Annotated in this window: 28 protein-coding genes and 1 riboswitch; of the genes, 23 read left to right on the top strand and 5 right to left on the bottom strand. The window is 60.7% G+C overall.

Annotation, left to right across the window (positions count from 1 at the left end):
• Nucleotides 1-166: 166 nt before the first annotated feature.
• A complete protein-coding gene (locus tag FIV09_RS19960) occupies nt 167-346 on the bottom strand; it encodes a hypothetical protein (protein ID WP_152453387.1) in 180 nt (59 codons plus the stop codon).
• 160 nt (nt 347-506) lie between these two features.
• Here FIV09_RS19960 and FIV09_RS19955 point away from each other — a divergent pair, with 160 nt between their 5' ends.
• From FIV09_RS19955 to FIV09_RS19945, 3 genes are all read left to right on the top strand, one after another.
• Nucleotides 507-1,436 carry a LysR family transcriptional regulator gene (locus FIV09_RS19955; protein WP_152453385.1) on the top strand — a complete coding sequence of 310 codons (930 nt, stop codon included), beginning with the start codon at nt 507-509 and terminating at the stop codon, nt 1,434-1,436.
• Between the two features lie 124 nt (nt 1,437-1,560).
• Nucleotides 1,561-2,382: a YdiY family protein gene (locus FIV09_RS19950; protein ID WP_152453383.1), complete on the top strand. Its 822-nt coding sequence runs from the start codon at nt 1,561-1,563 to the stop codon at nt 2,380-2,382.
• A 113-nt stretch (nt 2,383-2,495) separates the two neighbouring features.
• Complete coding sequence (locus FIV09_RS19945; RefSeq protein ID WP_152453381.1) at nt 2,496-2,879, top strand: hypothetical protein; 384 nt, start codon at nt 2,496-2,498, stop codon at nt 2,877-2,879.
• 246 nt (nt 2,880-3,125) lie between these two features.
• Here the strand turns inward: FIV09_RS19945 and FIV09_RS19940 are convergent, their stop codons facing one another.
• The 3 genes from FIV09_RS19940 to FIV09_RS19930 all read right to left on the bottom strand — a co-directional run bounded on the left by FIV09_RS19940 (nt 3,126) and on the right by FIV09_RS19930 (nt 4,155).
• A complete protein-coding gene (locus FIV09_RS19940) occupies nt 3,126-3,353 on the bottom strand; it encodes a hypothetical protein (RefSeq protein WP_152453379.1) in 228 nt (75 codons plus the stop codon).
• Nucleotides 3,354-3,521: 168 nt separating this feature from the next.
• Complete coding sequence (locus FIV09_RS19935) at nt 3,522-3,779, bottom strand: helix-turn-helix transcriptional regulator (protein ID WP_028284972.1); 258 nt, start codon at nt 3,777-3,779, stop codon at nt 3,522-3,524.
• A 124-nt stretch (nt 3,780-3,903) separates the two neighbouring features.
• Nucleotides 3,904-4,155 (bottom strand): hypothetical protein, encoded by a 252-nt coding sequence (locus tag FIV09_RS19930; protein WP_037275520.1) that lies wholly within the window; start codon nt 4,153-4,155, stop codon nt 3,904-3,906.
• A 210-nt stretch (nt 4,156-4,365) separates the two neighbouring features.
• On the opposite strand from FIV09_RS19930, the gene FIV09_RS19925 reads away from it, so the two are divergent.
• From FIV09_RS19925 to FIV09_RS19860, 15 genes are all read left to right on the top strand, one after another.
• Entirely contained in the window at nt 4,366-4,734 is a 369-nt protein-coding gene (locus FIV09_RS19925) for a hypothetical protein (RefSeq protein ID WP_009807505.1), read from the top strand.
• Nucleotides 4,735-4,777: 43 nt separating this feature from the next.
• Complete coding sequence (locus FIV09_RS19920; protein WP_043872273.1) at nt 4,778-5,398, top strand: lytic transglycosylase domain-containing protein; 621 nt, start codon at nt 4,778-4,780, stop codon at nt 5,396-5,398.
• Entirely contained in the window at nt 5,395-5,688 is a 294-nt protein-coding gene (locus FIV09_RS19915; RefSeq protein ID WP_043872272.1) for a TrbC/VirB2 family protein, read from the top strand. Before FIV09_RS19920 ends, FIV09_RS19915 begins: the two co-directional genes overlap by 4 nt.
• Nucleotides 5,681-5,959, top strand: coding sequence for a type IV secretion system protein VirB3 (locus FIV09_RS19910; protein WP_040104433.1), 279 nt, complete (start codon nt 5,681-5,683; stop codon nt 5,957-5,959). The genes FIV09_RS19915 and FIV09_RS19910 overlap by 8 nt, the downstream gene beginning before the upstream one ends.
• A complete protein-coding gene (locus FIV09_RS19905) occupies nt 5,949-8,324 on the top strand; it encodes a type IV secretion system DNA-binding domain-containing protein (RefSeq protein WP_152453377.1) in 2,376 nt (791 codons plus the stop codon). The genes FIV09_RS19910 and FIV09_RS19905 overlap by 11 nt, the downstream gene beginning before the upstream one ends.
• Nucleotides 8,321-8,488 (top strand): hypothetical protein, encoded by a 168-nt coding sequence (locus FIV09_RS20510; RefSeq protein WP_172975807.1) that lies wholly within the window; start codon nt 8,321-8,323, stop codon nt 8,486-8,488. Before FIV09_RS19905 ends, FIV09_RS20510 begins: the two co-directional genes overlap by 4 nt.
• Nucleotides 8,489-8,543: 55 nt before the next feature.
• Nucleotides 8,544-9,632, top strand: a complete 1,089-nt coding sequence (locus FIV09_RS19900) for a lytic transglycosylase domain-containing protein (protein ID WP_152453418.1) — start codon at nt 8,544-8,546, stop codon at nt 9,630-9,632.
• Nucleotides 9,632-10,441 (top strand): type IV secretion system protein, encoded by an 810-nt coding sequence (locus FIV09_RS19895; protein ID WP_152453322.1) that lies wholly within the window; start codon nt 9,632-9,634, stop codon nt 10,439-10,441. The genes FIV09_RS19900 and FIV09_RS19895 overlap by 1 nt, the downstream gene beginning before the upstream one ends.
• 16 nt (nt 10,442-10,457) lie before the next feature.
• Nucleotides 10,458-11,111 carry a virB8 family protein gene (locus FIV09_RS19890; protein ID WP_152453275.1) on the top strand — a complete coding sequence of 218 codons (654 nt, stop codon included), beginning with the start codon at nt 10,458-10,460 and terminating at the stop codon, nt 11,109-11,111.
• A 101-nt stretch (nt 11,112-11,212) separates the two neighbouring features.
• Nucleotides 11,213-11,908: a TrbG/VirB9 family P-type conjugative transfer protein gene (locus FIV09_RS19885; RefSeq protein ID WP_152453375.1), complete on the top strand. Its 696-nt coding sequence runs from the start codon at nt 11,213-11,215 to the stop codon at nt 11,906-11,908.
• Nucleotides 11,905-13,284: a TrbI/VirB10 family protein gene (locus tag FIV09_RS19880; protein WP_152453373.1), complete on the top strand. Its 1,380-nt coding sequence runs from the start codon at nt 11,905-11,907 to the stop codon at nt 13,282-13,284. The genes FIV09_RS19885 and FIV09_RS19880 overlap by 4 nt, the downstream gene beginning before the upstream one ends.
• 4 nt (nt 13,285-13,288) lie before the next feature.
• The gene (locus tag FIV09_RS19875) at nt 13,289-14,275 is read left to right on the top strand and encodes an ATPase, T2SS/T4P/T4SS family (protein WP_152453371.1); all 987 of its coding nucleotides are present in this window, start codon (nt 13,289-13,291) and stop codon (nt 14,273-14,275) included.
• Complete coding sequence (locus tag FIV09_RS19870) at nt 14,272-14,460, top strand: hypothetical protein (protein WP_152453369.1); 189 nt, start codon at nt 14,272-14,274, stop codon at nt 14,458-14,460. The genes FIV09_RS19875 and FIV09_RS19870 overlap by 4 nt, the downstream gene beginning before the upstream one ends.
• Nucleotides 14,457-14,861: a hypothetical protein gene (locus FIV09_RS19865; protein ID WP_152453367.1), complete on the top strand. Its 405-nt coding sequence runs from the start codon at nt 14,457-14,459 to the stop codon at nt 14,859-14,861. Before FIV09_RS19870 ends, FIV09_RS19865 begins: the two co-directional genes overlap by 4 nt.
• 6 nt (nt 14,862-14,867) lie before the next feature.
• Nucleotides 14,868-15,947, top strand: coding sequence for a type IV secretion system protein (locus tag FIV09_RS19860; RefSeq protein WP_152453365.1), 1,080 nt, complete (start codon nt 14,868-14,870; stop codon nt 15,945-15,947).
• A 130-nt stretch (nt 15,948-16,077) separates the two neighbouring features.
• Here the strand turns inward: FIV09_RS19860 and FIV09_RS19855 are convergent, their stop codons facing one another.
• The gene (locus tag FIV09_RS19855) at nt 16,078-17,259 is read right to left on the bottom strand and encodes a peptidase S41 (protein ID WP_152453363.1); all 1,182 of its coding nucleotides are present in this window, start codon (nt 17,257-17,259) and stop codon (nt 16,078-16,080) included.
• Between the two features lie 174 nt (nt 17,260-17,433).
• Here FIV09_RS19855 and FIV09_RS19850 point away from each other — a divergent pair, with 174 nt between their 5' ends.
• The 5 genes from FIV09_RS19850 to nrdF all read left to right on the top strand — a co-directional run bounded on the left by FIV09_RS19850 (nt 17,434) and on the right by nrdF (nt 22,397).
• On the top strand, nt 17,434-18,066 hold the full coding sequence (locus tag FIV09_RS19850; protein WP_152453416.1) for a tyrosine-type recombinase/integrase: 633 nt from the start codon (nt 17,434-17,436) through the stop codon (nt 18,064-18,066).
• Nucleotides 18,067-18,338: 272 nt separating this feature from the next.
• A riboswitch (cobalamin riboswitch) is annotated at nt 18,339-18,532 on the top strand.
• Nucleotides 18,533-18,637: 105 nt separating this feature from the next.
• A complete protein-coding gene (gene nrdH / locus FIV09_RS19845; RefSeq protein ID WP_152453361.1) occupies nt 18,638-18,859 on the top strand; it encodes a glutaredoxin-like protein NrdH in 222 nt (73 codons plus the stop codon).
• A 4-nt stretch (nt 18,860-18,863) separates the two neighbouring features.
• The gene (gene nrdI, locus FIV09_RS19840) at nt 18,864-19,292 is read left to right on the top strand and encodes a class Ib ribonucleoside-diphosphate reductase assembly flavoprotein NrdI (RefSeq protein WP_152453359.1); all 429 of its coding nucleotides are present in this window, start codon (nt 18,864-18,866) and stop codon (nt 19,290-19,292) included.
• Nucleotides 19,274-21,406: a class 1b ribonucleoside-diphosphate reductase subunit alpha gene (gene nrdE, locus FIV09_RS19835; protein ID WP_152453357.1), complete on the top strand. Its 2,133-nt coding sequence runs from the start codon at nt 19,274-19,276 to the stop codon at nt 21,404-21,406. The genes nrdI and nrdE overlap by 19 nt, the downstream gene beginning before the upstream one ends.
• Nucleotides 21,407-21,413: 7 nt before the next feature.
• Entirely contained in the window at nt 21,414-22,397 is a 984-nt protein-coding gene (nrdF, locus tag FIV09_RS19830; RefSeq protein WP_152453355.1) for a class 1b ribonucleoside-diphosphate reductase subunit beta, read from the top strand.
• Nucleotides 22,398-22,453 lie beyond the last annotated feature (56 nt).

The raw sequence follows: 22,453 nt of genomic DNA, 5'->3' as shown, positions 1-22,453 counted from the left end.
AAGACCGGGGCAAGGCGCGATTTTCGACACAGCCATTGGAGACAAGCGCTAGGAAAGGGTCTCGCAGGCTGGGAACGGTCGCATCTCTCGTCCCAAATCAAAACGGGCTTAATCATCGATCACGCCCGTAGAGACGACTTCACTCGTCGTCCGACGTGACAAGCGCCTAGCCGCCGCGATAGGCGAGCTTGCCAGCGCCCACGGCGCCCTTGGCGACGAGACGCGTCGTGCCGGCCGCGACATCCACGGTATTGTCGATGGCTTTCTCCGTCGAGCAGGCGGAAAGAGCCATAGCGCCGGACAACAGGACGGTCAGAGCAGCAGTGCGGATCGAAAGCGTCTTCATGGTCGGATCCTTTCTTTCAGAAGGTTCGATGGAAGCCGCCAAGATCGTTCGAATTTCCCGCCTCGGTCAGCTTGCCTGATGCCGAGATACGCACTGGCCACGCATAAGGGAAACGAGATCGAATTGCTGTTGAGGCGAGTTTATGTCATGCATCGTCCCTATGGACATCACCCTCATGCGAACCTTTCTCGAAGTGGCGGCGAGCGGCAGCTTCGTGCATTCGGCCGACAAGCTGTTTGTCACCCAATCGGCCGTCTCCCTGCGGATTAGACGGCTTGAGGAGCAGTTGGGTCACGCGCTCTTCACCCGCTCGAAGGCCGGTGCGGAACTGACACCGGAAGGCGAGGCGTTCTCAGCCTACGCGCTCTCTCTCGTGAAGATCTGGGAAGAAGCGAGACAGCAGATCGGCGTGCCTGAGGGCTTCACCAAGGCGATCACCATCGGTGCGGAACACTCGCTCTGGTCGCGCTGCGGTTTCCGCTGGATCGACGAGATGCAGGCGCGAACGCCGTCACTCAGTATTCGAGCCGAGTTGGGCACGCCCGATCGCCTGACGCGCTTCCTGATCGAGGGCGTGATCCAGGCGGCTCTGACTTACCTGCCCCAGATCCGGCCTGGAATCCGGGTCGAGAAACTCTTTGAGGAAGACCTTGTTCTCGTGGCCGGCTGGCCCGAGCCGGACCTGACCGTCATGGACGACCGCTACGTGATGGTCGATTGGGGTCCGGAGTTCGTGCAGGCGCACGCAATTGATCTGCCAGACCTGCGCTCCGGCAAGACGCTCGCACTCGGGGCGCTTGCGACCGATTTTGTGGTGGGCCGCGGCTTGGCGGCCTATCTGCCTGCGCGAACGGCGGCGCCGTATCTGGATGCCGGGCAGCTACACCTTGTGCCGGACGCGCCGATCTTTCCTTACGCTATCTGGCTTGTTTGGCGCGAGGACATGGACGACGAGATAAAGCAGTGCGCCCGCGCGGCGCTGACGAAGGTCGTGGCCGGAGCCGTTTCGGTTCAAGAGGATGTCATCGAAGAGCTGGAGCAGGCGTCGGACGATGAGATCGAGATACTGGGGCAGTTAGATGAGCAATAATCGCTTTAAGGCAGAGTATTTCGAATTTCCCTAATTGATGGATCGAGGGCATGTGAGCTTCAGAGGGAAGCGCCGGCTTGGATAATCCAGCAGGCGGTCTGCCCCAAAGGAGAGGACTGCCTCCATGACCAAGTTCCTTGCAACCACCGCCGTAGCGCTGCTGATGGCGTCCCAAGTCCACGCGCAAGCCACTGGCCTGACCGGTGTTGACCGGCTGGATGATCGTATCGACGACATCACCGAAGATGCCCGCGACGACCTCGATGAGGGCAACGACGCTCAGCGGTTTTCGATCAATGGTGTGCCTCAGGGCCTTCGCGGATCGGCCGCGCTACAATTCTCTGCCGCCGACGGCAACTCCGACACCGTGGAGCTCTCCACTGCCGCACGTCTGACCTACGGTGTGGGCGACTGGTCGCACTCGTTCGGCCTGGCCGCCGAGTTCGGCGAGGCGAATGGTGAGCGCAACGAAGAGAACTTTTTCGGCACGTACGAGGCGTCGCGCGCCTTCACTCCCCAACTCTACGCCTTCGGCACCGGCCGGTTCGAATATGATGACTTCGAGACGGTCGAGCGCGATGCCTTTATCGGCGGCGGCCTCGGCTATCGGATCGTCAACACCGAGCAATTCGCATGGCGCGTCCAGGGCGGACCCGGCGTGCGTTACACCCGGCTCCAGGACGGCACTGACGAGACCGAAGGGGCGGGCATCCTGTCGTCGCGGTTCTTCTACGGCCTGACCGATGCGGTCTCTCTGACCAACGACACAGATATCCTGGGCTCAGACACGAACACCCTGCTCACGAACGACTTCGGCGTGAACTTCCGCAGCACGGACACCTTGTCGACGCGGGTCAGCTACCGGTCCGAGTACAACGACAATCCGCTCGCCGGTTTCGAGGAATGGGACAACACGTTCGGCATTTCCCTTGTGGTCGGCTTCTAGGCCGACACGCTGGGAAATCGTGGCCGGCGGCGGCAGTCCCGCCGCCGGCCTCACGGCTGCCGTCCGGGAGCACCTCATGCCCGGACGGCACGCTGAACGCGGGAGGATCGATCATGCTTGACGATCAAGACCTGACCATGGCGCCGTTCGTGGAAGTGTTGACCGCGGCTGTGTCGGGACGGCTGATCGGTTATCGCCTGCCCGGCAGCCGTCCAGGGCCGCAGGTCGTGATCGCAACCTACAAGGCGTTGCTTGAACCACTTGGCTCTCGTCTTTCTGCCCTACCGACGCTTGCCTGGATGCGTGGCACGCTGTTCGTCGTCGACATCGATGCGATCGGAGACAGCGCTTGGCAAGTTCCTCATGTTGTCGACGCTATACTCGCGCTGCCAATCCATTCGGGAGGCGAGGTTGCTGAAACGCAGATATACTGGTCCACTCTTCGTCTTTGCGCTCGTCTTCGAATGATTGAAGGTCGAGGCGTCACGCTCCGATAAATTTCGCGAGGTTGATGGCGGAGAGGTTTGCCACCAGCACTCCCTATCAGAACTCGTGTGGTTCAGTATTTCTGTTTATCGTGTCACTGGCCGACAAGCCTCTCGCTGCGTCGAAAAACGCCCTTCGCCTCCCTCCCCGAAAGTGCAAGTTGGGCTCAGAGTCCGCATTCGCCGCGTGCGACCCCAATGTCCGGTATACCGGCCGACCCCAACCATCAAATATGAACTGGCGGCTAGCTGCGGAGCCTATCCGCCTTCGCCGCTTCCGATCCGCTTCAAACCATGGAAGTCGATTTCCTGCTGCTGTTCGGCAGTCAGATCCGGCCGGATTTCCTGCACCGGCTGGGGCCCGTGTACGTCCCACATCACCGCATGCGCGCCTGTCGTCCAGCGATACACCCAACCAACAATGCTGCACCCATCGGCCCCGATCAGATTGGCGATCGCGACGCCCTCACCTTTGTCATCGTTCACTGTTTACTGACTTCCTGCACTTTGGCTCTTCTTTTGCGGCGTGACGTGCTTTGGTGCTTGCTTGCACCGCATGCCGCACTTGGTGGATGTTGGCTGATAGCTCTTCCCTGAGGGAACTCACTTCACGTGGGAACGTCCGAAGCGGAACGTCCCAAAAATTCTTTGCTGTCAAATCCTGTGGTCGGGCTCCGTGGCGGCTTCGACGATCGACAAGACTTCATCTTTGTCAAAGCCAATGACCCTCGCCAGAACTGTAAACTCCACGACGTCGATTCGGCGCTCGCCGCTTTCGAGACGCGCCACAAACGACTGGTGGCGTTTGAGCTTGGCCGCCAACTGCTGCTGGCTGAGACCCGCATTCTGACGTGCATCAACCAACGCACGGACGAGCGCCAACTGGCCATTTGTTCTGATTGTTTTCGCCACGCGTCACATACCTTTTGTGACGTCGCTAGGGGATGAAATCTGTTATCTAAAAAGTAGATATATGAGGGTGTTATCGGCGTCTGGTTTCCATGGGCTGCAAGTCTGATGCTCCCGAGGTTGCCCATCAATCCCCTGCCAATTGCAGAAATCGGCCATAGTCCTCGCTGACTTCGCGCGCTTCCTCGAAGGCGCGGGCGCGTTCGCTGTCGAGGCAACGGAAGTAGCTCTGGATATCCTGAATGTAATCTTCGAAATCGCCACGGATGATGTCTGCATAGTCCCGCGCTGCCTGCGAATCGCTTGGCAGGAAGGGACGGGCCGGGGCGAAGCAGGATTCCGCCAAAACTGGTCCGGGAACGCAGATCAGAAGGACCATAGCTTGCAATGGGAGCAGGCCTGTCAACCTTGGGTTTCTCAAACCTGTTATCTCCTTGATCGCAGACACTGGCCGTGACTAGTGTTTGCGTGACCAAACTACAGCTAAAGCACGATATTACATCTTGCGGTTGATAGTATACTATCGTAACTCTGGGCTTCAAGTGGGAATGCCTGGGGTCGCGCCATTGGAGAAAGCGTGAGCCGGGCCATGAACTGGGACATCGAAGCACCAAATGTGGTTACGGAAGCCAGGTTCCGCGAACTCGTGGAAAGCGGCTATAGCGCAGAAATCCTGTGCCAGGAGTCGGCACATAAGAAAGGCCCCAGCTATTACGGGGTCTGGATTATGCGCGTTGTCTCTGATGATGGCGTGGAAAAGCTCCTCGTCACCGCCCGCACGCGGACGACCTACAACGATATCAAGATCCGCGAGTTCAAGACGATCTCCGGCGTGGTGTCTTTCTTTATTGGCCTTGGCTTTGCACATGTCGACCTGCCGCTTGAGGCGGGGACAAGCCGTACGCATAAACTCGCCCCGCCAGACAAAGCGCCATCAGACAAGGGCGCTGGCAGCTAACCTCGTCTGTCTCTGGCTGGTCGCAGCACCTGCCTCAGCGCAAATGGTCCTGGTCATGGAGAGCGACGGCTCTCTGACCCCATCCCGGTCTCAGAGCAGTTTTGCTCGGAACTACAATGACGGCATCGGTCAGGGATCGGCAGCCGACGAACTTGCGATTTTCGGCAGCGATGAAACTGTGCCAGAGCGAGAAGCGATGCGCTTTGCAGCCCGTGTCGGTCCGGCACCCCTGCCCCGTGCCGATGTCCTAAACGCCATAGAGACCACGGCCCTGCGTTATGCCAGCCACCCCGGCCTAAGGCGCGCGGAGCTTTCCGTCACGGACTGGCTGAGCCTCTACCGCGCCAATATCGAGGTTGAGAGCGCCTATCGGCAGGATGCGATCTCACATGCGGGCGCCATTGGCCTTGGTCAGCTGATGCCTGACACCGCGCGTGATCTGGGCGTCGACCCGCGTGACCCCCAACAGAACCTCGACGGCTCCGCCCGCTACCTCGCGATGATGCTGGAGACGTTCGGCGATCCGCATCTGGCGTTGGCGGCCTACAACGCGGGGCCGGACGCCGTGCGCCAACACGGTGGCATTCCCCCTTACCGAGAAACCCAGAACCACGTGGCCCGCGTCATGGCTGTTACGGCCCGATTGGAAGGATCAAATTCATGAGACAGATTTCAAACCTATTCATCGCAAGTTTGGCCCTCTTTCTGGTCATTTCCGAACCCGCCCTTGCGCAAAGCATCGATCTCTCCCCGATCCAGAGCTTGTTGCAGGGCATTGTCGATGCGCTGACCGGCCCTCTTGGTGTGGTCATCGCCACACTCGCGGTCCTCGGGGTCTTTCTCAGCTGGTTCTTCAACATCATCGATCTGCGCCAAGCGCTCTGGGTCCTCGTGGGCATCGCCGGTGTTGCGGCCGCCCCCACCATCGTTGCCGCGGTATTTGCCGGTGGCTGAGCGCGCGCCTCTCTTTCTTGGGCTCGTGCGCCCGCCCAAGCTTCTTGGCCTGCCCATCATGTATGCGATGGTCTGGCTCTTCGGTTCGGTGCTCTTGTTCGTCTGGGTCCAGCACATCGCGGTGCTGGGTTTCGCGGCCCTGCTCTATCCGGTGCTGTGGAAGGCCGCAGATTGGGACCCGCGTTTCATCGACGTGATGATGACGGCCCTGCAGGAGACACCGCCCACGCGCAACAGGTCCATCCATGGCGGGGACAGCTATGCCCCGTGATGACGCCCCTGATGCTGCGCTCGATCCCCGCACGATGACGCCAGAATGGTATGCGCGCGAGACCCGCCTCGCGCATATGCTGCCCTATGTGAGCCTCGTCGACGACCAGACCGTGCGCACCCGGGTCAACGAGCTCTTCCGCTGCATCCGGCTCGAGGGGATCAACAGCTACACGACGGACGATGCCTATCTCGACAAGGTGACCGCCCTCTTTGCCCGCATCGTCGCGCAGCTCGGGCCGGAATTCAGCTATTACGTCCACAAGGTCTCCAAGGCCATCAAACCTGATCTCGACCCCATCCGTGAGGACAGCTTCGCGGGCGAGGTGGACCGGCGCTGGCGCGCGAAACTCGAGACCAGCGGGCTCCGCGACAAGACGCTGACGCTCACCGTCATTCACCGCCCGCCCCCGAAAAGCCTCCTGCCGCACCTCGGCCGCAGCGCGCCGGACCGACTGAAGGAGGAGACCCGCAAACGCCTGCAGCGCTTGGGCGAGGCCGTGAACGTCTTCCTTTCGGGGCTTACCGAGCTCAAGCCGCGCCTGCTGTCGGCTGCATCGGGGGAATTGGTGGGGTTTCTGGGCGCGCTGAACACGGGCACCGAGCTGCCGCTCTACCCTGCAAACACCTACGGCTTTTTGTCCGTCAATGTCGCCAATACCCGCGTGACGTTTCATGGCGATCATTTCGAGCTCTCTGAAGGCGTCGTGGGGCATCGCTACGGCAAAAGCTTCACCATCGGGGAATACTCCGAAGGCACCTCCTGCACCATGTTCGACATGCTGAACCTGCCGGTCGACATGATCGTGACGCACTCCTTCACGCCGATCAATTCGAACCTCATGGCCGGCCGCATCAAGCGGCAAAAGCGGCAGATGCAGGCGAGCCAGGACGCGGCCCTCTCGCTCCTGGAAGCCCTCGATATCGCCGCCGATGATCTCGAGGCCAAGCGCCAGAGCTTTGGCGAGCACCATATGGTCGTGACGCTCTTCTGCGACACGCTGGAGGAATTGCAGACCCTCAGCGCGGAGATCGTAAACGCCGCCGCGACTGAGGGCGTGAAAATGATCGGCGAGCGGGTCGCCGCAAAGGCCCATTACCTCAGCCAGCATCCCGGCAACCAGCCCAAGCGCGTCCGCGCCAGCGCCGTCACCAACCGCAACTTCGCGGATTTTGCGGCCTTCCACCGGACACAGCTCGGCAAACCTGCAGCACTTACCCCCTGGGGCCGGGTCGTCACATATTTGCCCACGCCGGAGCAGAGCGCCTACCGGTTTTCCTATCACGAGCAGGGCGCGCCCGACAAAGAACCCACCAGCGGGCATACCCTGATCATGGGACGGCCCGGGTCGGGCAAATCGGTGCTGTCGGCCTTCCTGATGACCCAGGCCCGTCGCGCAGGTGCCCGGATCTTCGTCTTCGATTACCGTCTTGGTATGGAGATGGCGGTCCGCGCCAATGGCGGGCGCTACGCGTCTCTGAACGCCGGTCAGCCCACGGGCCTCAACCCGCTCTGGACAGAGACCGATGCCCGCGGCACCGCCTGGCTCTCGGACTGGCTTGCCACCCTGCTCTACCGCGCTGACAAACCCCTGACCCCGGCGCAGACCAATCGCATCCAGGAAGTCGTGCGCCAGAACGCGCAGGCCACAAACCCGGCCCTGCGGAACTGGCGGGATTTCGCATCGCTTTTTGTGTCCACCGACGATGGCGGCGATCTGCACCAGCGCCTGCTCGAATGGACCGAGGACGGCCGCTATGGCTGGATCTTCGGGCAGAGCCTCGAGGACACGTTCTCGCTCAAGGGCGATGTGGTGGGCTTCGATCTGACCGGCATTCTCGACAGCGAGGCCGACAAGGAACGGATGGCGGTCCTCTCCTATCTCTTCCGCCGGGTCGAGCGCGAAATCGAGGATCGCCGCCCCACCATCATCGTGATCGACGAGGCCTGGAAGGCCCTCGATAACGCGTATTTCGCCGAGCGGCTGTCGAACTGGCTGGTGACAGCGCGCAAACAGAACACCGTCGCGGTGATGATGACGCAATACGCAAGCCAGCTCGAGCGCACCCGAACCGGCAAGACCATCGTCGAGGCGGTGCCGACGCAAATTCTCCTCCCGAATATCCGCGCCCATGCGACCGACTACGCGATGCTGAACCTCTATGAGAAGGAACTCGACGTGCTTCTCAACACCGGCAGCGACAGCCGCCTTGCGCTGATCCGCGATGACCAAGGATCGATCGTCGTCGATGCCGATCTGAGCGCCCTTGGGCCCAATCTCACCATCCTCGGCGGCATGGAAAAAGGCGAGGCCCTCGTCGGTGCCGACTACCGCAACCGCCCAGACTTCTGGAGACTTTCATGACACGCATTGTGTTGCTTCTCGCCGCGCTCGGCGCTTTAGCCTCCTGCGCACAGTATCAGGAACCGCAGGCCAATTGCTTTACCTTCCTGGCTTCGACAGCCTTCGTCGCGCCAGATTGTTCCTTCACGCCTCTTGATGCGCCGGAGGGCGACATTGAAGTCTAGCCTGCTCCATATCCTTGCGCTTTGCCTGCTTCCCGGTCTCGCCCTATCCCAAGGTGTGCCGACCAATGACAGCGGGCTGACCGCGCGTGACATCGTCGAGACCGGCGATCGCGAGGCTGACTTGGCCGCTCAGGCCGACAAGCTTGCCGTGCGCGAACTCATCGCCGAGATCGAACGCGAACAGCTGGAAACCCTGCAACGCATCCTCGATGCCCAGACCAGCTTCGGCGGTCAGGGCCTGCCGGCGATGGTCTCGGGGCTGGAGAGCGGCAACGGCGATCCAGCCCGTTCCGTCGAAACGGTCTACGGCAATGCCGAGATCGATCCAAATCCCGGCGGCGCGCAGATGTTCGGCGATGCGGCGGAAAACATCGAGCAACTCATCATCCGCGTCGCGCAGGAGACCAGCGGGTTTGCAGGCGTGGGGCGCGCCGGTCTCTCCCCAGTTCAATGGCGGGCCCTGCTGCAGGCGCTCATCTGGCAGGAAAGCCGGTTTACGATTGGTGCGCGCTCGCCGGTCGGGGCCTTCGGCCTCACCCAGATCATGCCCGGTACGGCCAGCGATCTCGGCATCAACCCGGAATATTACGACAGCCCCTACCTGCAGGTGCATGGCGGCGCGCGCTATCTCGCCACCCAACTCAACACCTTCGATGGCAACATCATCAACGCGCTCGCGGCCTATAATGCCGGCCCTGGCCGGGTCTTTGAATATGGCGGTGTCCCGCCCTTTGCCGAGACCCAGCACTACGTCCAGGTCATTCCTGAACGCTACAATCTCTATCTGAGCCGCATCGGTGGGATCGAAGCGCTCGGCACGATCGATCCGGCGCTTCTAGCTAATGCGAACCTCTCAATCACCGGGCACGGCGCGGCCTTCTATGCCAGCAACTCGCCCGCCGCGATCCGACAGTCCGCCCTGCGCATAGCGGATATCGTCGAGCGGATTTCCGAAATGGAAGATGTGCAGGAGAGCGTCGCACTCAACACCTATGCCCGCGCCGAACTCGTGCGCCTCGTCGCGGCGCGCATCCGGCTTCAGGCGGCGCGCACCCGCGTCCTGAGCGCAGAAGAATTGGCGCAGGCCAGCGCCCGCATGGCCGAGGGCGCATTCATGGATTTTACTATCAGGGAGATTGAATGATGGGACGGATGTTTCTGAGAACAGCTTTGGCCACGGCACTTGGGATTGGCCTGCATCTCGGCACGCTATCCCCTGCTCTGGCGCAAGGCGTACCCGTCGTCGATACCCAGAACATCGCGCAAAACATCCAGCAGCTCCGGCAGATGATCGAAGACGAGATCCTGCAGAACGAGCAGCTGACGCAGCTCCGTGAACAGCTTGCGACACTCACGGAACAACTTGGCGAATTGCAAAAAACCTATGAAGCCCTCACCCGCCTCGCCGAACTGCCGGAAATCATCCGCACGGAGATGGAAGATGAATTGAACGGTCTTCTCGACCAGGAGTTCGGGGACATCCTTGCCACGATTGAGGCCATCAAAACGGGTGACTTCTCCGGCCTCTCTGGCTCCGGCGCGGGCGAGATCGAAACCCAGATGGACCGGGTGCTGGCCGATCTCGGATTTGACGACAACACCCTCTCGGAAATGGCCACCAGCGGAAATCCCGGGGCCAACCGCGTGGCGACGCAGGCCACCACCGGTGCCCTTGTGTCGGCCGCGGCCCAGAACAGCTATGAGGACGCGGGCCAATCGCTGGAACGCGTCGACCGCCTCGTCGGTCTCATCGACGACATGGACGAACTCAAGGAAAGCGTCGATCTTAATACCCGCGTCACAGCGGAACTGGCCATCGCGCTCGTCGCCATGTGGCAGCTCGAAGCCGTGCAGACCGTGGGCGATGGCACCGGCGGCGTCATCGATGCCGCCACCATCGCCGAGGAGCAGCGCTTCATGGATTTTACGCTGCCTGACCTCAGCGCGGACTAATTTCGAGGTGTGACGCGTGGTGAGTGAACAAGAAGTCATCGAAGAAGAGCTGGTCTATGGCGCGTTGCGCCGTGAACGGTTCTGGCAACGCCTTGGGCTCGTCGGGCTGATCTTCGGCATCCTCGGGTGCCTGAGCGCCGCGGCTGTCGCAATCCTCGATGTCGACCCCCCGCCCGTTGTTGTCCCCTATGATCCCGCCACCGGCTTTGCACTCCCCGAAGCCTCGGTGGGCGCCTCCTCGGTGACCGCCAACCAGGCGATCATCGAGGCGGAAGTCTTCCGCTATGTGACCGACCGGGAGGTCTATAACCAGCTCGACAATGACCTGCGCATCCGAAGTGTCCTGCGCCGCTCGGACGGGGCTGCAGAGAGCGGGCTGCGCCAGATCTGGAACAGCGCCAACGAGAATTACCCGCCGACGGTCTATGGCCCCAATGCGCGGCTCGACGTGGAAATCCTCAGCATCAACCGGATCGGAACCAACCGCGCGACGGTCCGCCTGCGCAAGCGCCTGACGTCCATTAACGGCACCCAGACCGGCCTCTTCACTGCGACGCTACTCTTCGAGTTCCGCCCGGAGACCCGTCGCTCCATCGATGAGGTCTGGACCAATCCATTCGGCTTCACGGTCCTCGAATATTCCATCCGCTCCGACAGATTGGAGAATTAATGCGTTTCCGGAATTCAAATCAAAATACTCTGTCGCCAATGTCCCGAGAGCGCGCAGCGCGGCAGGGTATTGGCGACACTCCTCGTTCCGGAAACGCATGTTTGTTGTTCACAAGATCGCTTGTTTTTGTCATTGCCCTGTTGCCCGGCCTTGCCTCCGCCGAAGCAATTCCGCGTGGCGGTCCCAACGACAGCCGGGTTCGCTTGGCCACCTACCAGGAGGGTCAGGTCTACCGTCTCAGCGTCTCGCTCACCCATGTCACCACTGTCGAATTTGGAGAGGGTGAAAGCATCCGCTCAATCATCGCGGGCGACACGGAGGGCTTCGAGATTGACGGCGTCCCCGGCGGTCAGGCCTTTGCGATCAAGCCGGTGGCGCGCGGTGTCCATACAAACGTTACCGTCTACACGAACAGGCGGAGCTACTATTTCAACGTCCAGGAGGTCCGCAGCCCAACCTTCTACGTGGTGCAGTTCCACTATCCGGACGACAATGCACGGCCCACGCGTGCCATCGCGGCCCAGGCCCCGAATTACAATTACGGGGCCAGCGCGCGCACCGAGTTCACCCCGACCCGCGTCTGGGATGACGGGACCTTCACGTATTTCGAATTCCCGCGGAACGCGCCGGTGCCCGCGATCTTTCGTTACGCCAATGGCCGTGAGCGCACGGTCAACACGCAAGCCACCGACGATGGCGTGATCCGCGTCTCCGGGGTGAACCGGCAATGGGTGCTGCGGATCGGTGACGAGGTGGTCTGTATCGCGGCCACACCGCCTGCGGGGGTGGGATCATGAGCGATACTGGAAACGCAGACCTCGAGAAACGCCTCGCTGCTCTCGAGCACGGCAAAGGCGCGAGCTCGCCCCCTACCCCACGGCGCTCACCGCTGCTTGCTTTGGTCGTCGTCCTCGTGATCGGCGCGGGCGGTGCCTTGCTCTATCTCATGCCACAACCCGAGGAAGAGGAAGCCCTGCCCACGGCGACGCCGGATGTGTTTCAAAACGAAGGCGACGGCTTCGGCGCCATCGAAACCCTGCCCCCACCCGAGCCCGAAGTGGTTTTGGTCGCTCCCGAGCCTGTCGAGCCCAATGCCGAGCTTCTGGCACAGCTCGCAGCCCTTCAGGCCCAGATCGAGGAATTGCGCAACGCGCCCGAACCCGTCGTCGAGGAAGACACGGCTGCCGCCGAAGCCATTGATGCACTGACAGCGCAGATCGCCGCCCTGCAGTCCGCCTCGGAAGCCGCACAGCAACAGTTTCGCGATGAGCTCACGGCCCGCGATCGCGAGCTTGAACAACTCCGCATGGATCTGGAACTGGCCCAACTCGAGGCCAACCGCCCCGTCCCCGCACCCATCGGTCCCACCGAGGACGAGTTGCGCGCGCGAGAAGAAGAACGGCTGCGCCGCGAGGAGGAAGCAAGACGGCTCGCGGAACTTGAGCGCCGCGCGGCCGAAGAGCGTGCGTTTCAGGAGCGCCGGATCGCCTCGCCCACCATCGCCTTTGGCGGCACATCAGGCGCGAATGAAACGGCACTGACCGAGCGCACCTTTGGCGAGGTGACGGATTTCGTGCTGAACGGCGCGCTGCCAACGTCCGTGACGCAGGCTGAGGTCATCGCCAACCCCTCCAACACCATCATCCAGGGCACGATGATCCAGGCCGTCATGGAAACCGCCCTCTACAGCTCCCTGCCCGGTCAGACCCGGGCCGTTGTTTCCGAAGACGTGTTCAGTTTCGATGGCAGCCGTCTCCTGATCCCGCGTGGGTCCCGCCTCATCGGGCGCTATCGCTCTGGCGTCGATATCGCGCAACGCCGGGTCACCATCGCTTGGGACCGGATCATCCTGCCCGCGGGCCAAACCGTCCAGATCAGCTCCTTCGGCGGTGATGAACTTGGCCGTTCGGGTGTCACCGGTTTCGTGGACACGCGCTTTGATGAGCGCTTTGGCTCGGCAGCGCTGATTTCGCTGATCTCCGCCGCGCCAAGCGCCGCCGCTGCCAATGTGCAAGATGAGACCACAGCGGATGTGCTCGAAGACGTGGGCGATGATCTGGCCGATGCCACAGACAGCGTGATCGGCGATTATCTCTCGATCGGTCCGGTCATCTATGTCGACCAGGGGGCCCGCGTCACAGTGATGGTCGACCGCGACCTGGAGATATTCTGAGCCCATGTCGCTGAGTTATCTCCAGACCTCTCTCGACCGGATCGATGCCGCCGCCCGCGACGATGTCATCGAGATCTGCATCAATCCCGACGGCACCTGCTGGGGAGAATTTCAGGGCGATCACTTCATGCGAAAGCTGGACCAGGCACTGACCGCGACGGACGTGAAGGACCTCGGCAACCAGATCGCCTCCTCCGCCAACACCACGATGAGCAAGGACCGCCCGATCGTCTCGGTCTCGATCACCTACAAGGGGCGGCCGATCCGGGCGCAGGTCATTACCTCGCCCGCCGTGCTCTCGGCCATGTCGATCAGCCTTCGGTTCTTCTCAAGCCTGCCGCTTGACGGGATCGCGCTCGACTTCCTCTATGGCAAGGAGCGCAAACTGGAAGAGCTCCGTCTCGAGAAAACCCGCGAACTCCGCGAGGTCGTGGCCGCGGGCGTAATCGAAGATGCGCTGGCCTTCTGCGTAGACAACAAGCTCAACATGATCGTCTCGGGCGGCACCTCCACCGGCAAGACCGTCGCCGCGCGGAAGATCCTTGCTCATGTGCCGTCCGCGGAACGCATCGTCACCATCGAGGAAGCCGCCGAGCTTCTGTTGACCCAGCCCAATGCCGTAACCCTCATCGCCAATCGCGACGCGGAGTTCCAGACTGCTGACGTGCTGCTCACTGCCACGCTGCGCATGCGCCCCGACCGGATCATCCTCGGCGAGGTGCGCGGCAAGGAGGCCATGACCTTCCTGGAGGCTATCAATACCGGCCATGGCGGGTCCATGACTACCCTTCATGCCGAAACCCCGCAACTCGACGTGCAGCGTCTGGCCATCGCCGCGCTCAAGACCGAGATCCCGATGACCTATACCGACATGATCCAGTACATCGAGAACTCCATCGATGTGATCATCCAGGTCGGCCGCCATGACGGCAAACGCGGCATCACCGAATTCTACCTCCCCGGCGCCAATGAGATCGGAGCTTCCCAATGAAGACCTTTGAGTACGACATCCTGTTTTTCCAGGTGAAGAAACAAAAAGACTACGACGCGATGCGAAGCGCCTTGAATGAGCGCGGCGCAGAGGGATGGGAAGTCATTACAGCTGAAGCCGGTGACTACGGCTATACTACGTTCTTGAAGCGTGAATCTTTGGCGACGGAAGTGGCTTCAGAATGATCCAGGTCGTTGCGATGGCAGGCCTGCTCGCCGTTCTCGATGGGACCGCTGGCGTCGCCGAACGGAACCTGATCCCAACGCTCGAAAACCAGCCAGATGTCTGTCCCGACCAACCTCCAGAGCCACAATGGATGCAAGACATCGATGTACGCGAGTCCCACAAGCGGCTTCTGATCCAACAAATCTATCGGGCACAGAGCATGCAACGCATCTTTGAAGCCCAAAGCTGTGAATGTCCAACACGTTATCCGTCTTGGGAGGCAGCCGAAGACGTCTTCGTCGAGCATTTCGCCGCATCTGAATACTGGGATATCGTCGAAGCGACGTCCACGTACCGACGCCAGGCAAATGAGCTTCGGCGCGAAGCCATGCAAATCTGCGAAGCTGCTGGAAACTGGTAGGGTTCCATGAGCGTCGTCACCTACTTCGTGGAAACGGCGGAAGGCTATCTAAATACCGCTGCCGAGACACAATTTGGCGCGGTCGCTGCAACAGTCGGAACGATGCTCGTCCTCGGCACCACGTTCGTTGTCATTCTGGTTTTCATCAACACGATCTACCAGTATCGCGCCATGGACGGGCGCACGGCCATTTGGCTCGCCGTGAAGGTCGCGCTGATAGGCGCATTTGCAACCAACTGGGTACAGTTCAACATCCTTGCTGCGGCGATCCTGAACGGGATCGACAGCATTGCCGGGTCGCTCGTGGCCTCTGTCGGCGGCGGATCACCGGGCCCATCCGGTACCTTCGCAGAGGAGTTCGATGACCTGATCGCAGCGCTCGGGGACTATCTGAATGCCGCGGGGTCTGAACTGAACTGGATGGCAGGTGCCCTGTTGGACACACTTGGCGTTTTGCTGCTCTCGATCCTCGGTGGCTTGGCGGCGTTCATAGTCGTTGCGTCCAGGCTCATGATCGCTCTACTTATCGGGATCGCGCCGGTCATGATCTTCCTGACACTGTTTGAAGTGACCAAGGATTATTTCGCGCGCTGGCTTTCGGCGCTGATTTCCTTTGCGATGTACCCGATTGTCGTTGCCGGCGTGTTCGCAACGATCACGGGTGTCTCGCGAGCGCTTCTTGCCGAGCTGGGCGACCCGGAAGGCGCCTCCAACATCGGCGCGCTCATCCCGTTCTTCATGATGGTGCTGATGGCGAAGGGATTCATCATAGCAACGCCCTTCCTTGTTCGGGCGATCTCCGGAAACATCATGATGCCAGCACTCTCAGCCGGCTTTGGAGGAAGCTATGCCTTTGCCCGAGGGCTTGCCGGCAGCCAACAGGTCTACAACCGGTACGCCATCGGAGGTGCGACTGGCGCGGAGTACGCAGCCCTGCGCGCGCGCCAATTCTTTGGTGTTCAAGCGTTGCCAAGCCGACCCAACACTGCGGGAGGGCCAACTGCAGCTCCTCCCCGCGACGGGACCGGCACAGGAGCCCGAATGCTTGCACAGCTTTCAAGGTTGGGTCGCCTCGGCAGGCGGTGACGGCCCTTACCTACCGCTCAAGCAGCGGCCCGTCGCTGCAGTGCAGCCACCCCGAACCAGCCATCCGTGGCCACGTGCAGCATAGCCTGGCAGCCCAAAGTCAGCAGTACGGGACAGGGCGGACATTCATTCATGATTGCAGATCGGCGAGAAACTCCCGGCAGAAAAGATCGCGCGCTTCACGATCTTGCGCAGCCGCAATCCAGCGACAGTCTAACTCCAGTTTTCCGACCGCGACGATCTCTTTCGCGATCGCTCTCGGGGTGGTCTCGTCGATCCGACCTTGAGCCCAGTCATGAAAGGCGGATGAGTATCGGGCAACCGCGCCGTCTGTCGACAGGTCAATTGCCCCACCTTCCGCGAAGAACGTAAGGTCGTCCCCCATCTCTTCGCCAATCAATCTAAGCCGCGCTCCGAGGCGGTGTTTCAGGATGGCGACGAAGACGATTGCAGCAGAGAAGGTGAACTTGTCGACAATAACACCAACCCGCCGGTCCTCTCCGCCCTCCGAGATCGCGTCGATCAATGGCAGGGCCTTGAAGAAGTTGCCGCCTGTATTTCCTCTGATATCGATTAGAAGGGGCGTCGAGGGGCGCGACCGTGCCAGCTCCGACGCTTCGTCAATCGCATTGGCGAGCATCGTTTCACCGGGATCGAAGAAGCTCGGAAGCACCATCAGCAGTCCGTGTCGGCCGAAATCCTTGATCTCTAAAAAGGTCCCATGAGGCCAGGTCACTTCGGATTTCCCATGCTCGTTTCGCGGGTAAAGTGATGATCCGGGAACCCTGTTCTTCCAATCCGGAACAAGCTCGATGAGCCGCCCCGTCTGGTCGCGCATCTGGTATTTGATCGGCCCGTTTTCGGAACACACGCCCAAACGGACCAATGCACTCGGCCAGGCGAAGAGGATTGGCCCAATGACCCGTTTTCGCTGTCTCGTTCCCGCCAGAAAAGGCGATGCGGCGTCCTCGATCTCGCTGACGGGAAAGTCATTGATGGAAACCAATTCGCTCCCGGTCGACGCGTCGAAATCAGTCGGGACACCGAGCAATCGCACGGCCGTCCCTACCGTTACAAAGCGAAGCGGCAGCACCGAGATCGCATGGTTCGGGATCAGGCGAGTATGCCCATTCCCCGGAAGTGCGAGAAGTCGCATCAGAGACAGAAGAAACGCATCCTTTTCTGTCGCGAGTGCATTTTGCCGGACGTCATTGATGTGACGATCCATTTCCTCGATATCGATGGCACGAAAGCTCGGATCGGTCGGCAAGACCAATCTCTCAATTCTCTTTAAATCTTCGATCATCGACATGGAGCATGTCTGTATCCAGATGTTGCCGAATGTCGAGAAAGGCTCAAAGCTACCATGCGGCGCTGCGGCAGGCGCGCACCGCCGCAATTGCGACACAGCGCCGGGGATTTGCTATGCCAAGTCGTCGGCATGATGCCGAAGACGTGGCGGGCGTGGTGGATCGGAGGAACCACCATGCCGACTACAAACCTGCCAGCCATCCGAGCCTGCCGTCCCGCTTGGAACAAGGGCCGCATCGTCGGCCAGAAGCGTCCGCTCGAGCCGAAGCATGTGTGGGCGATCCGGGTCCGACTCGAGATCGCCCAGCGGCTTCGCGAACTGGCGCTCTTCAGTCTTGCCATCGACAGCAAGTTGCGCGGATGCGACCTTGTAAAGCTTAAGGTCGCTGACGTCTACGCGGCCGGACATGTCAAACACCGCGCTTCGATCGTCCAGAGCAAAACCCATAAGCCGGTGAGCTTCGAGATCAGCGAGGGAACGCGAAAAGCCATCGCGGTTTGGCTCGAGGCTCCACTGATGATCGGGTCGGAGCATCTCTGGCCCGGTCGCTTTCACGAACGCCAGCATATTTCAACAAGGCAATACGCCCGCCTCGTTCGGAATTGGGTGACGTCTATCGGTCTCGAGCCAAGCGCCTACGGCACGCACTCCATGCGCCGGACCAAGGTGGCGCAGATATATCGCAAGACTGGCAACCTCCGCGCAGTGCAGCTTCTCCTCGGCCATACGAAAATGGATAGTACGGTGCGCTACCTCGGCGTCGAGCTCGAAGATGCGCTCGCCATCGCGGAGGCGGTGGAACTCTAAGAAGTCGGGCCGGTCTGTAGAGGTCGGCCCGAAGTCGACATTACTTGAAGTACGAGCAAACGGCGGCCTTGGCTCAGCGCGAGGATGTCAGCGTGAACTGGCCCAAAAGCCATCTGTGCGGTTGTTGCACAGCAAAACCGGCCATCAAACCAGCGGCACATATCGAAGGGCTGGAAGTGTTCAAACGTTCTTGCCTCGACGTATCTCGTCCGCTTGCACAAAAAACCAAGCCAATCCCTCTACAAGATATTGACATCGCCTCATCACGAGGATCAACATGCAGTTGTCTTGGTGCCCGCGAGTCATTGCGTCGGGTGAAAAGGGAAGCTGGTGAAAATCCGGCACTGCCCCCGCAACTGTAAGCGGCAAGCTCAGGTCAAAGCCACTGGTGCGTGATGTGCCGGGAAGGGGACCTGCGCACTTGAGCCGTGAAGTCAGGAGACCTGCCAGGACCATATAAACGACGACCGCGGGCGGAGGGCCTGGGCGCGTGATCGGGTGTCGCGTGTCGCGCACGCCCCGGTTCCGTGTCCCTGTCCTGTAGACCGCATAACAGACAAGGGACAAAGAGATGACCATCACCGTCTATTCCAAACCTGCCTGTGTGCAATGCACCGCGACCACCCGCGCGCTCGATGCCCGCGGCTTGCCCTATGAGGTCGTCGATCTGACCGAGGATGCCGCAGCGATGGATCGGGTCCAGGCGTTGGGCTACCGCCAGGCCCCAGTGGTCGTCGCGGGCGAGGACCACTGGGCGGGCTTTCGTCCCGACATGATCGGTCGGCTGTCCTAATCTGATGGCCGGGCTGGTCTACTTCTCAAGCGGGTCGGGCAATACGGCGCGGCTGGTGGAACGGCTGGGCCTGCCCGCGGTACGCCTGCCCATCCGCAAGAGTGATCCGCTGCCGCAGACGGATGGCCCCTTCGTGCTGATCAGCCCGACCTATGCCGATGCCGAGGGCCGCGGCGCGGTGCCGAAACAGGTCATCCGTTTTCTCAACGACCCTTCAGCTCGTGCGCGCTTGCGCGGCGTCATCGCAGGCGGCAATCGCAACTTCGGATCCACGTTCGCAATGGCCGGCGACGTGATCGCCGCCAAATGCGGCGTGCCCGTCCTGTACCGGTTCGAATTGGCTGGAACCGACACTGACATCACCCGCATCCGCTCCGGGCTCGCCCGGTTTTGGGCCGATCAAGAGGACAAGACATGCTTGATGCAAGCGTAACCGCAGATCTCGACTACCACGCGCTGAACGCGATGCTGAACCTCTACGACGAGGAAGGCCGCATCCAGTTCGACGCCGACCGCAAGGCCGCGCGCCAATATTTCCTGCAACACGTTAACCAGAACACCGTGTTCTTCCACTCGCTGGATGAAAAGCTCGGCTACCTGGTAGATGAGGGGTACTACGAGCCCGAGGTACTGGCGCAATATGACCGCGCCTTCCTGCATGAGATCTGGGATGCCGCCTATGCGCTGAAATTCCGCTTCCCGACCTTCCTCGGCGCGTTCAAATATTACACCTCCTATACGCTGAAGACTCGCGACGGGCAGCGCTATCTTGAACGCTACGAGGACCGCGTGGTGATGAACGCGCTGACGCTGGCGCGTGGGGACACGGCGCTGGCGCTACGCCTGATGACCGAGATCGTGGAGGGCCGTTTTCAACCAGCGACGCCCACCTTCCTGAATGCCGGAAAGAAGGCCCGCGGCGAGTTCGTCTCGTGCTTCCTTCTGCGGCTCGAAGACAACATGGAAAGCATCGGACGCGGCATCAATTCGGCCCTTCAGCTCAGCAAGCGCGGCGGAGGCGTGGCCCTGATGCTGACCAACATCCGCGAACACGGCGCACCGATCAAAGGGATCGAGAACCAGTCCTCGGGTGTAATCCCGGTGATGAAGCTTCTTGAGGACAGCTTTTCCTACGCCAATCAGCTGGGCGCGCGTCAGGGCGCGGGCGCGGTCTATCTAAACGCGCACCATCCCGACATCCTACGCTTCCTCGATACCAAGCGCGAAAACGCCGATGAGAAGATCCGCATCAAAACGCTGTCCCTCGGTGTGGTGATTCCCGACATCACCTTCGAGTTGGCTAAGAAGAACGAGGACATGTATCTCTTCTCGCCGCATGACGTCGAAAAGGTCTATGGCTGCGCCTTCTCCGATCTTTCCGTCTCCGAGAAGTATCACGAGATGGTCGACGATCCGCGAATCCGAAAAAACAAGATCAACGCGCGCGCCTTCTTTCAGACCATAGCCGAGATCCAGTTCGAAAGCGGCTATCCCTACATCATGTTCGAAGACACGGTGAACCGTGCCAATCCCATCGCGGGTCGCATAGCCATGTCGAACCTCTGCTCCGAGATCCTGCAGGTGAACGAGGCGTCGGAATTCAACGACGATCTGAGCTACGCCCATATGGGCACCGACATCTCGTGCAATCTGGGCTCGATGAACATCGCTCGGGCGATGGATGGCGGCGATCTGGCGGCCTCGGTTGGCACGGCGATCCGCGCGTTGAACGCGGTTTCCGAGATGAGCGCTATCGACAGCGTGCCTTCGATCCGAAAGGGCAATGACCGCAGCCATGCGATCGGGCTGGGGCAAATGAACCTACACGGCTATCTGGCGCGCGAATGCATCCATTACGGATCGCGCGAAGGGATCGACTTCACCAATATCTACTTCTGCACAGTGCTCTACCACGCGCTTACCACCTCGAACTCTTTGGCGCGAGAACGCGGCACGCACTTTGAGGGCTTTGAGAAATCCGCCTATGCCGACGGGTCGTTTTTCGCCAAATACGTCGATCGCGACTGGCAGCCCGAAACCGACCGTGTCCGCGATCTCTTCGCAAAAGCGGGCATCCCGGTGCCTTCTCGCGCGGATTGGACGGCCCTGCGAGACGCGGTGATGAAAGACGGACTTTATAACCGCAACCTGCAGGCCGTGCCGCCCACCGGGTCAATCAGCTATATCAATAACGCCACCTCCTCGATCCATCCGATCACTTCGAAGGTCGAGATCCGCAAGGAGGGCAAAATTGGCCGGGTCTACTACCCCGCCCCCTACATGACCAACGACAACCTCGAATATTACCGCGATGCCTACGAAATCGGCCCGGAGGCTATCATTGACACCTATGCAGCGGCGACGCAGCATGTCGATCAGGGCCTTTCGCTGACCCTGTTCTTCCCCGCCGAGGCTACGACGCGCGACATCAACCGTGCGCAGATCTATGCGTGGAAGAAAGGCATCAAGACAATCTACTACATTCGCCTGCGCCAAATGGCCCTTGAAGGGACCGAGGTGCAGGGCTGCGTTTCCTGTTCCCTGTGAGGCCGACATGAAAGACTTCATCCAAACACAATCCCGCCCGATCCCCCGCGCGATCAACTGGAACCGTCTGGAAGACGACAAGGACCTGGAAATCTGGAACCGGCTGACGGTCAATTTCTGGCTGCCGGAGAAGGTGCCGCTGTCCAACGATGTGCAAAGCTGGTCGCAACTGACCGAGGATGAGCGCGCGCTGACGATCCGCGTCTTCACCGGGCTGACGCTTCTGGACACGATACAGAACTGCGTGGGCGCGCCGACATTGATGGCAGATGCAATCACTCCGCACGAAGAGGCGGTGCTGAGCAATATAGCCTTCATGGAGGCCGTGCATGCGCGCAGCTATTCGTCGGTCTTCTCGACCCTGTGCCAGACCGCCGAGGTCGACGAAGCCTTCCGTTGGTCAGCCGAAAGCGAGCATCTGCAAGCCAAGTCACGGCTGATCCTCGACGAATACGATGCAACCGCTTCGCCCCTGCGCAAGAAGATCGCAAGCGTCTTTCTCGAAAGCTTTCTGTTCTATTCCGGCTTCTACCTGCCGATGCATTGGTCCTCGCGGGCACGGCTGACCAACACCGCCGACCTGATCCGCCTGATCATCCGCGACGAGGCGATCCATGGGTACTATGTCGGTTACAAATTCCAGCGCGGGTTGGAACGGATCGGCGCGGCCGAACAAACAGAGCTGAAGGACTTCGCTTTTTCGCTTCTGTTCGATCTCTACGAGATCGAGGCACGCTATACCGAACACCTTTACGACCAGCTGGGCCTGACCGAGGATGTGAAGCAGTTCCTGCACTACAACGCCAATAAGGCGCTACAGAACCTCGGCTTCGAGGCGCTGTTTCCCGACGAAGCTTGCAAGGTCAATCCGGCGATCATGGCCGCGCTCTCGCCCAATTCGGACGAAAATCACGACTTCTTCTCTGGATCGGGCTCGTCCTACGTGATCGGCAAGGCGGTCGCGACGGAAGACGACGATTGGGACTTCTGATTTCGGAAGTCTGGGCTTTGAGAAAAGCGGCCATTCGTCTAAGGCGCAGCGAATGG

This window comes from Roseivivax sp. THAF197b (genome assembly GCF_009363255.1).
In the GTDB taxonomy this organism is placed as follows: Bacteria; Pseudomonadota; Alphaproteobacteria; order Rhodobacterales; family Rhodobacteraceae; genus Roseivivax.
Note: the sequence above shows the minus strand (reverse complement) of the source record. Positions and strands in the feature narration are given on the sequence as shown.

Coding starts and splice junctions, on each gene's coding strand:
- FIV09_RS19960 (WP_152453387.1), bottom strand. CDS start 346: ATGAAGACGCTTTCGATCCGCACTGCTGCTCTGACCGTCCTGTTGTCC.
- FIV09_RS19955 (WP_152453385.1), top strand. CDS start 507: ATGGACATCACCCTCATGCGAACCTTTCTCGAAGTGGCGGCGAGCGGC.
- FIV09_RS19950 (WP_152453383.1), top strand. CDS start 1,561: ATGACCAAGTTCCTTGCAACCACCGCCGTAGCGCTGCTGATGGCGTCC.
- FIV09_RS19945 (WP_152453381.1), top strand. CDS start 2,496: ATGCTTGACGATCAAGACCTGACCATGGCGCCGTTCGTGGAAGTGTTG.
- FIV09_RS19930 (WP_037275520.1), bottom strand. CDS start 4,155: ATGGTCCTTCTGATCTGCGTTCCCGGACCAGTTTTGGCGGAATCCTGC.
- FIV09_RS19925 (WP_009807505.1), top strand. CDS start 4,366: ATGAACTGGGACATCGAAGCACCAAATGTGGTTACGGAAGCCAGGTTC.
- FIV09_RS19920 (WP_043872273.1), top strand. CDS start 4,778: ATGGTCCTGGTCATGGAGAGCGACGGCTCTCTGACCCCATCCCGGTCT.
- FIV09_RS19915 (WP_043872272.1), top strand. CDS start 5,395: ATGAGACAGATTTCAAACCTATTCATCGCAAGTTTGGCCCTCTTTCTG.
- FIV09_RS19905 (WP_152453377.1), top strand. CDS start 5,949: ATGCCCCGTGATGACGCCCCTGATGCTGCGCTCGATCCCCGCACGATG.
- FIV09_RS20510 (WP_172975807.1), top strand. CDS start 8,321: ATGACACGCATTGTGTTGCTTCTCGCCGCGCTCGGCGCTTTAGCCTCC.
- FIV09_RS19895 (WP_152453322.1), top strand. CDS start 9,632: ATGGGACGGATGTTTCTGAGAACAGCTTTGGCCACGGCACTTGGGATT.
- FIV09_RS19880 (WP_152453373.1), top strand. CDS start 11,905: ATGAGCGATACTGGAAACGCAGACCTCGAGAAACGCCTCGCTGCTCTC.
- FIV09_RS19875 (WP_152453371.1), top strand. CDS start 13,289: ATGTCGCTGAGTTATCTCCAGACCTCTCTCGACCGGATCGATGCCGCC.
- FIV09_RS19870 (WP_152453369.1), top strand. CDS start 14,272: ATGAAGACCTTTGAGTACGACATCCTGTTTTTCCAGGTGAAGAAACAA.
- FIV09_RS19865 (WP_152453367.1), top strand. CDS start 14,457: ATGATCCAGGTCGTTGCGATGGCAGGCCTGCTCGCCGTTCTCGATGGG.
- FIV09_RS19860 (WP_152453365.1), top strand. CDS start 14,868: ATGAGCGTCGTCACCTACTTCGTGGAAACGGCGGAAGGCTATCTAAAT.
- FIV09_RS19855 (WP_152453363.1), bottom strand. CDS start 17,259: ATGTCGATGATCGAAGATTTAAAGAGAATTGAGAGATTGGTCTTGCCG.
- FIV09_RS19850 (WP_152453416.1), top strand. CDS start 17,434: ATGCCGACTACAAACCTGCCAGCCATCCGAGCCTGCCGTCCCGCTTGG.
- nrdH (WP_152453361.1), top strand. CDS start 18,638: ATGACCATCACCGTCTATTCCAAACCTGCCTGTGTGCAATGCACCGCG.
- nrdI (WP_152453359.1), top strand. CDS start 18,864: ATGGCCGGGCTGGTCTACTTCTCAAGCGGGTCGGGCAATACGGCGCGG.
- nrdE (WP_152453357.1), top strand. CDS start 19,274: ATGCTTGATGCAAGCGTAACCGCAGATCTCGACTACCACGCGCTGAAC.
- nrdF (WP_152453355.1), top strand. CDS start 21,414: ATGAAAGACTTCATCCAAACACAATCCCGCCCGATCCCCCGCGCGATC.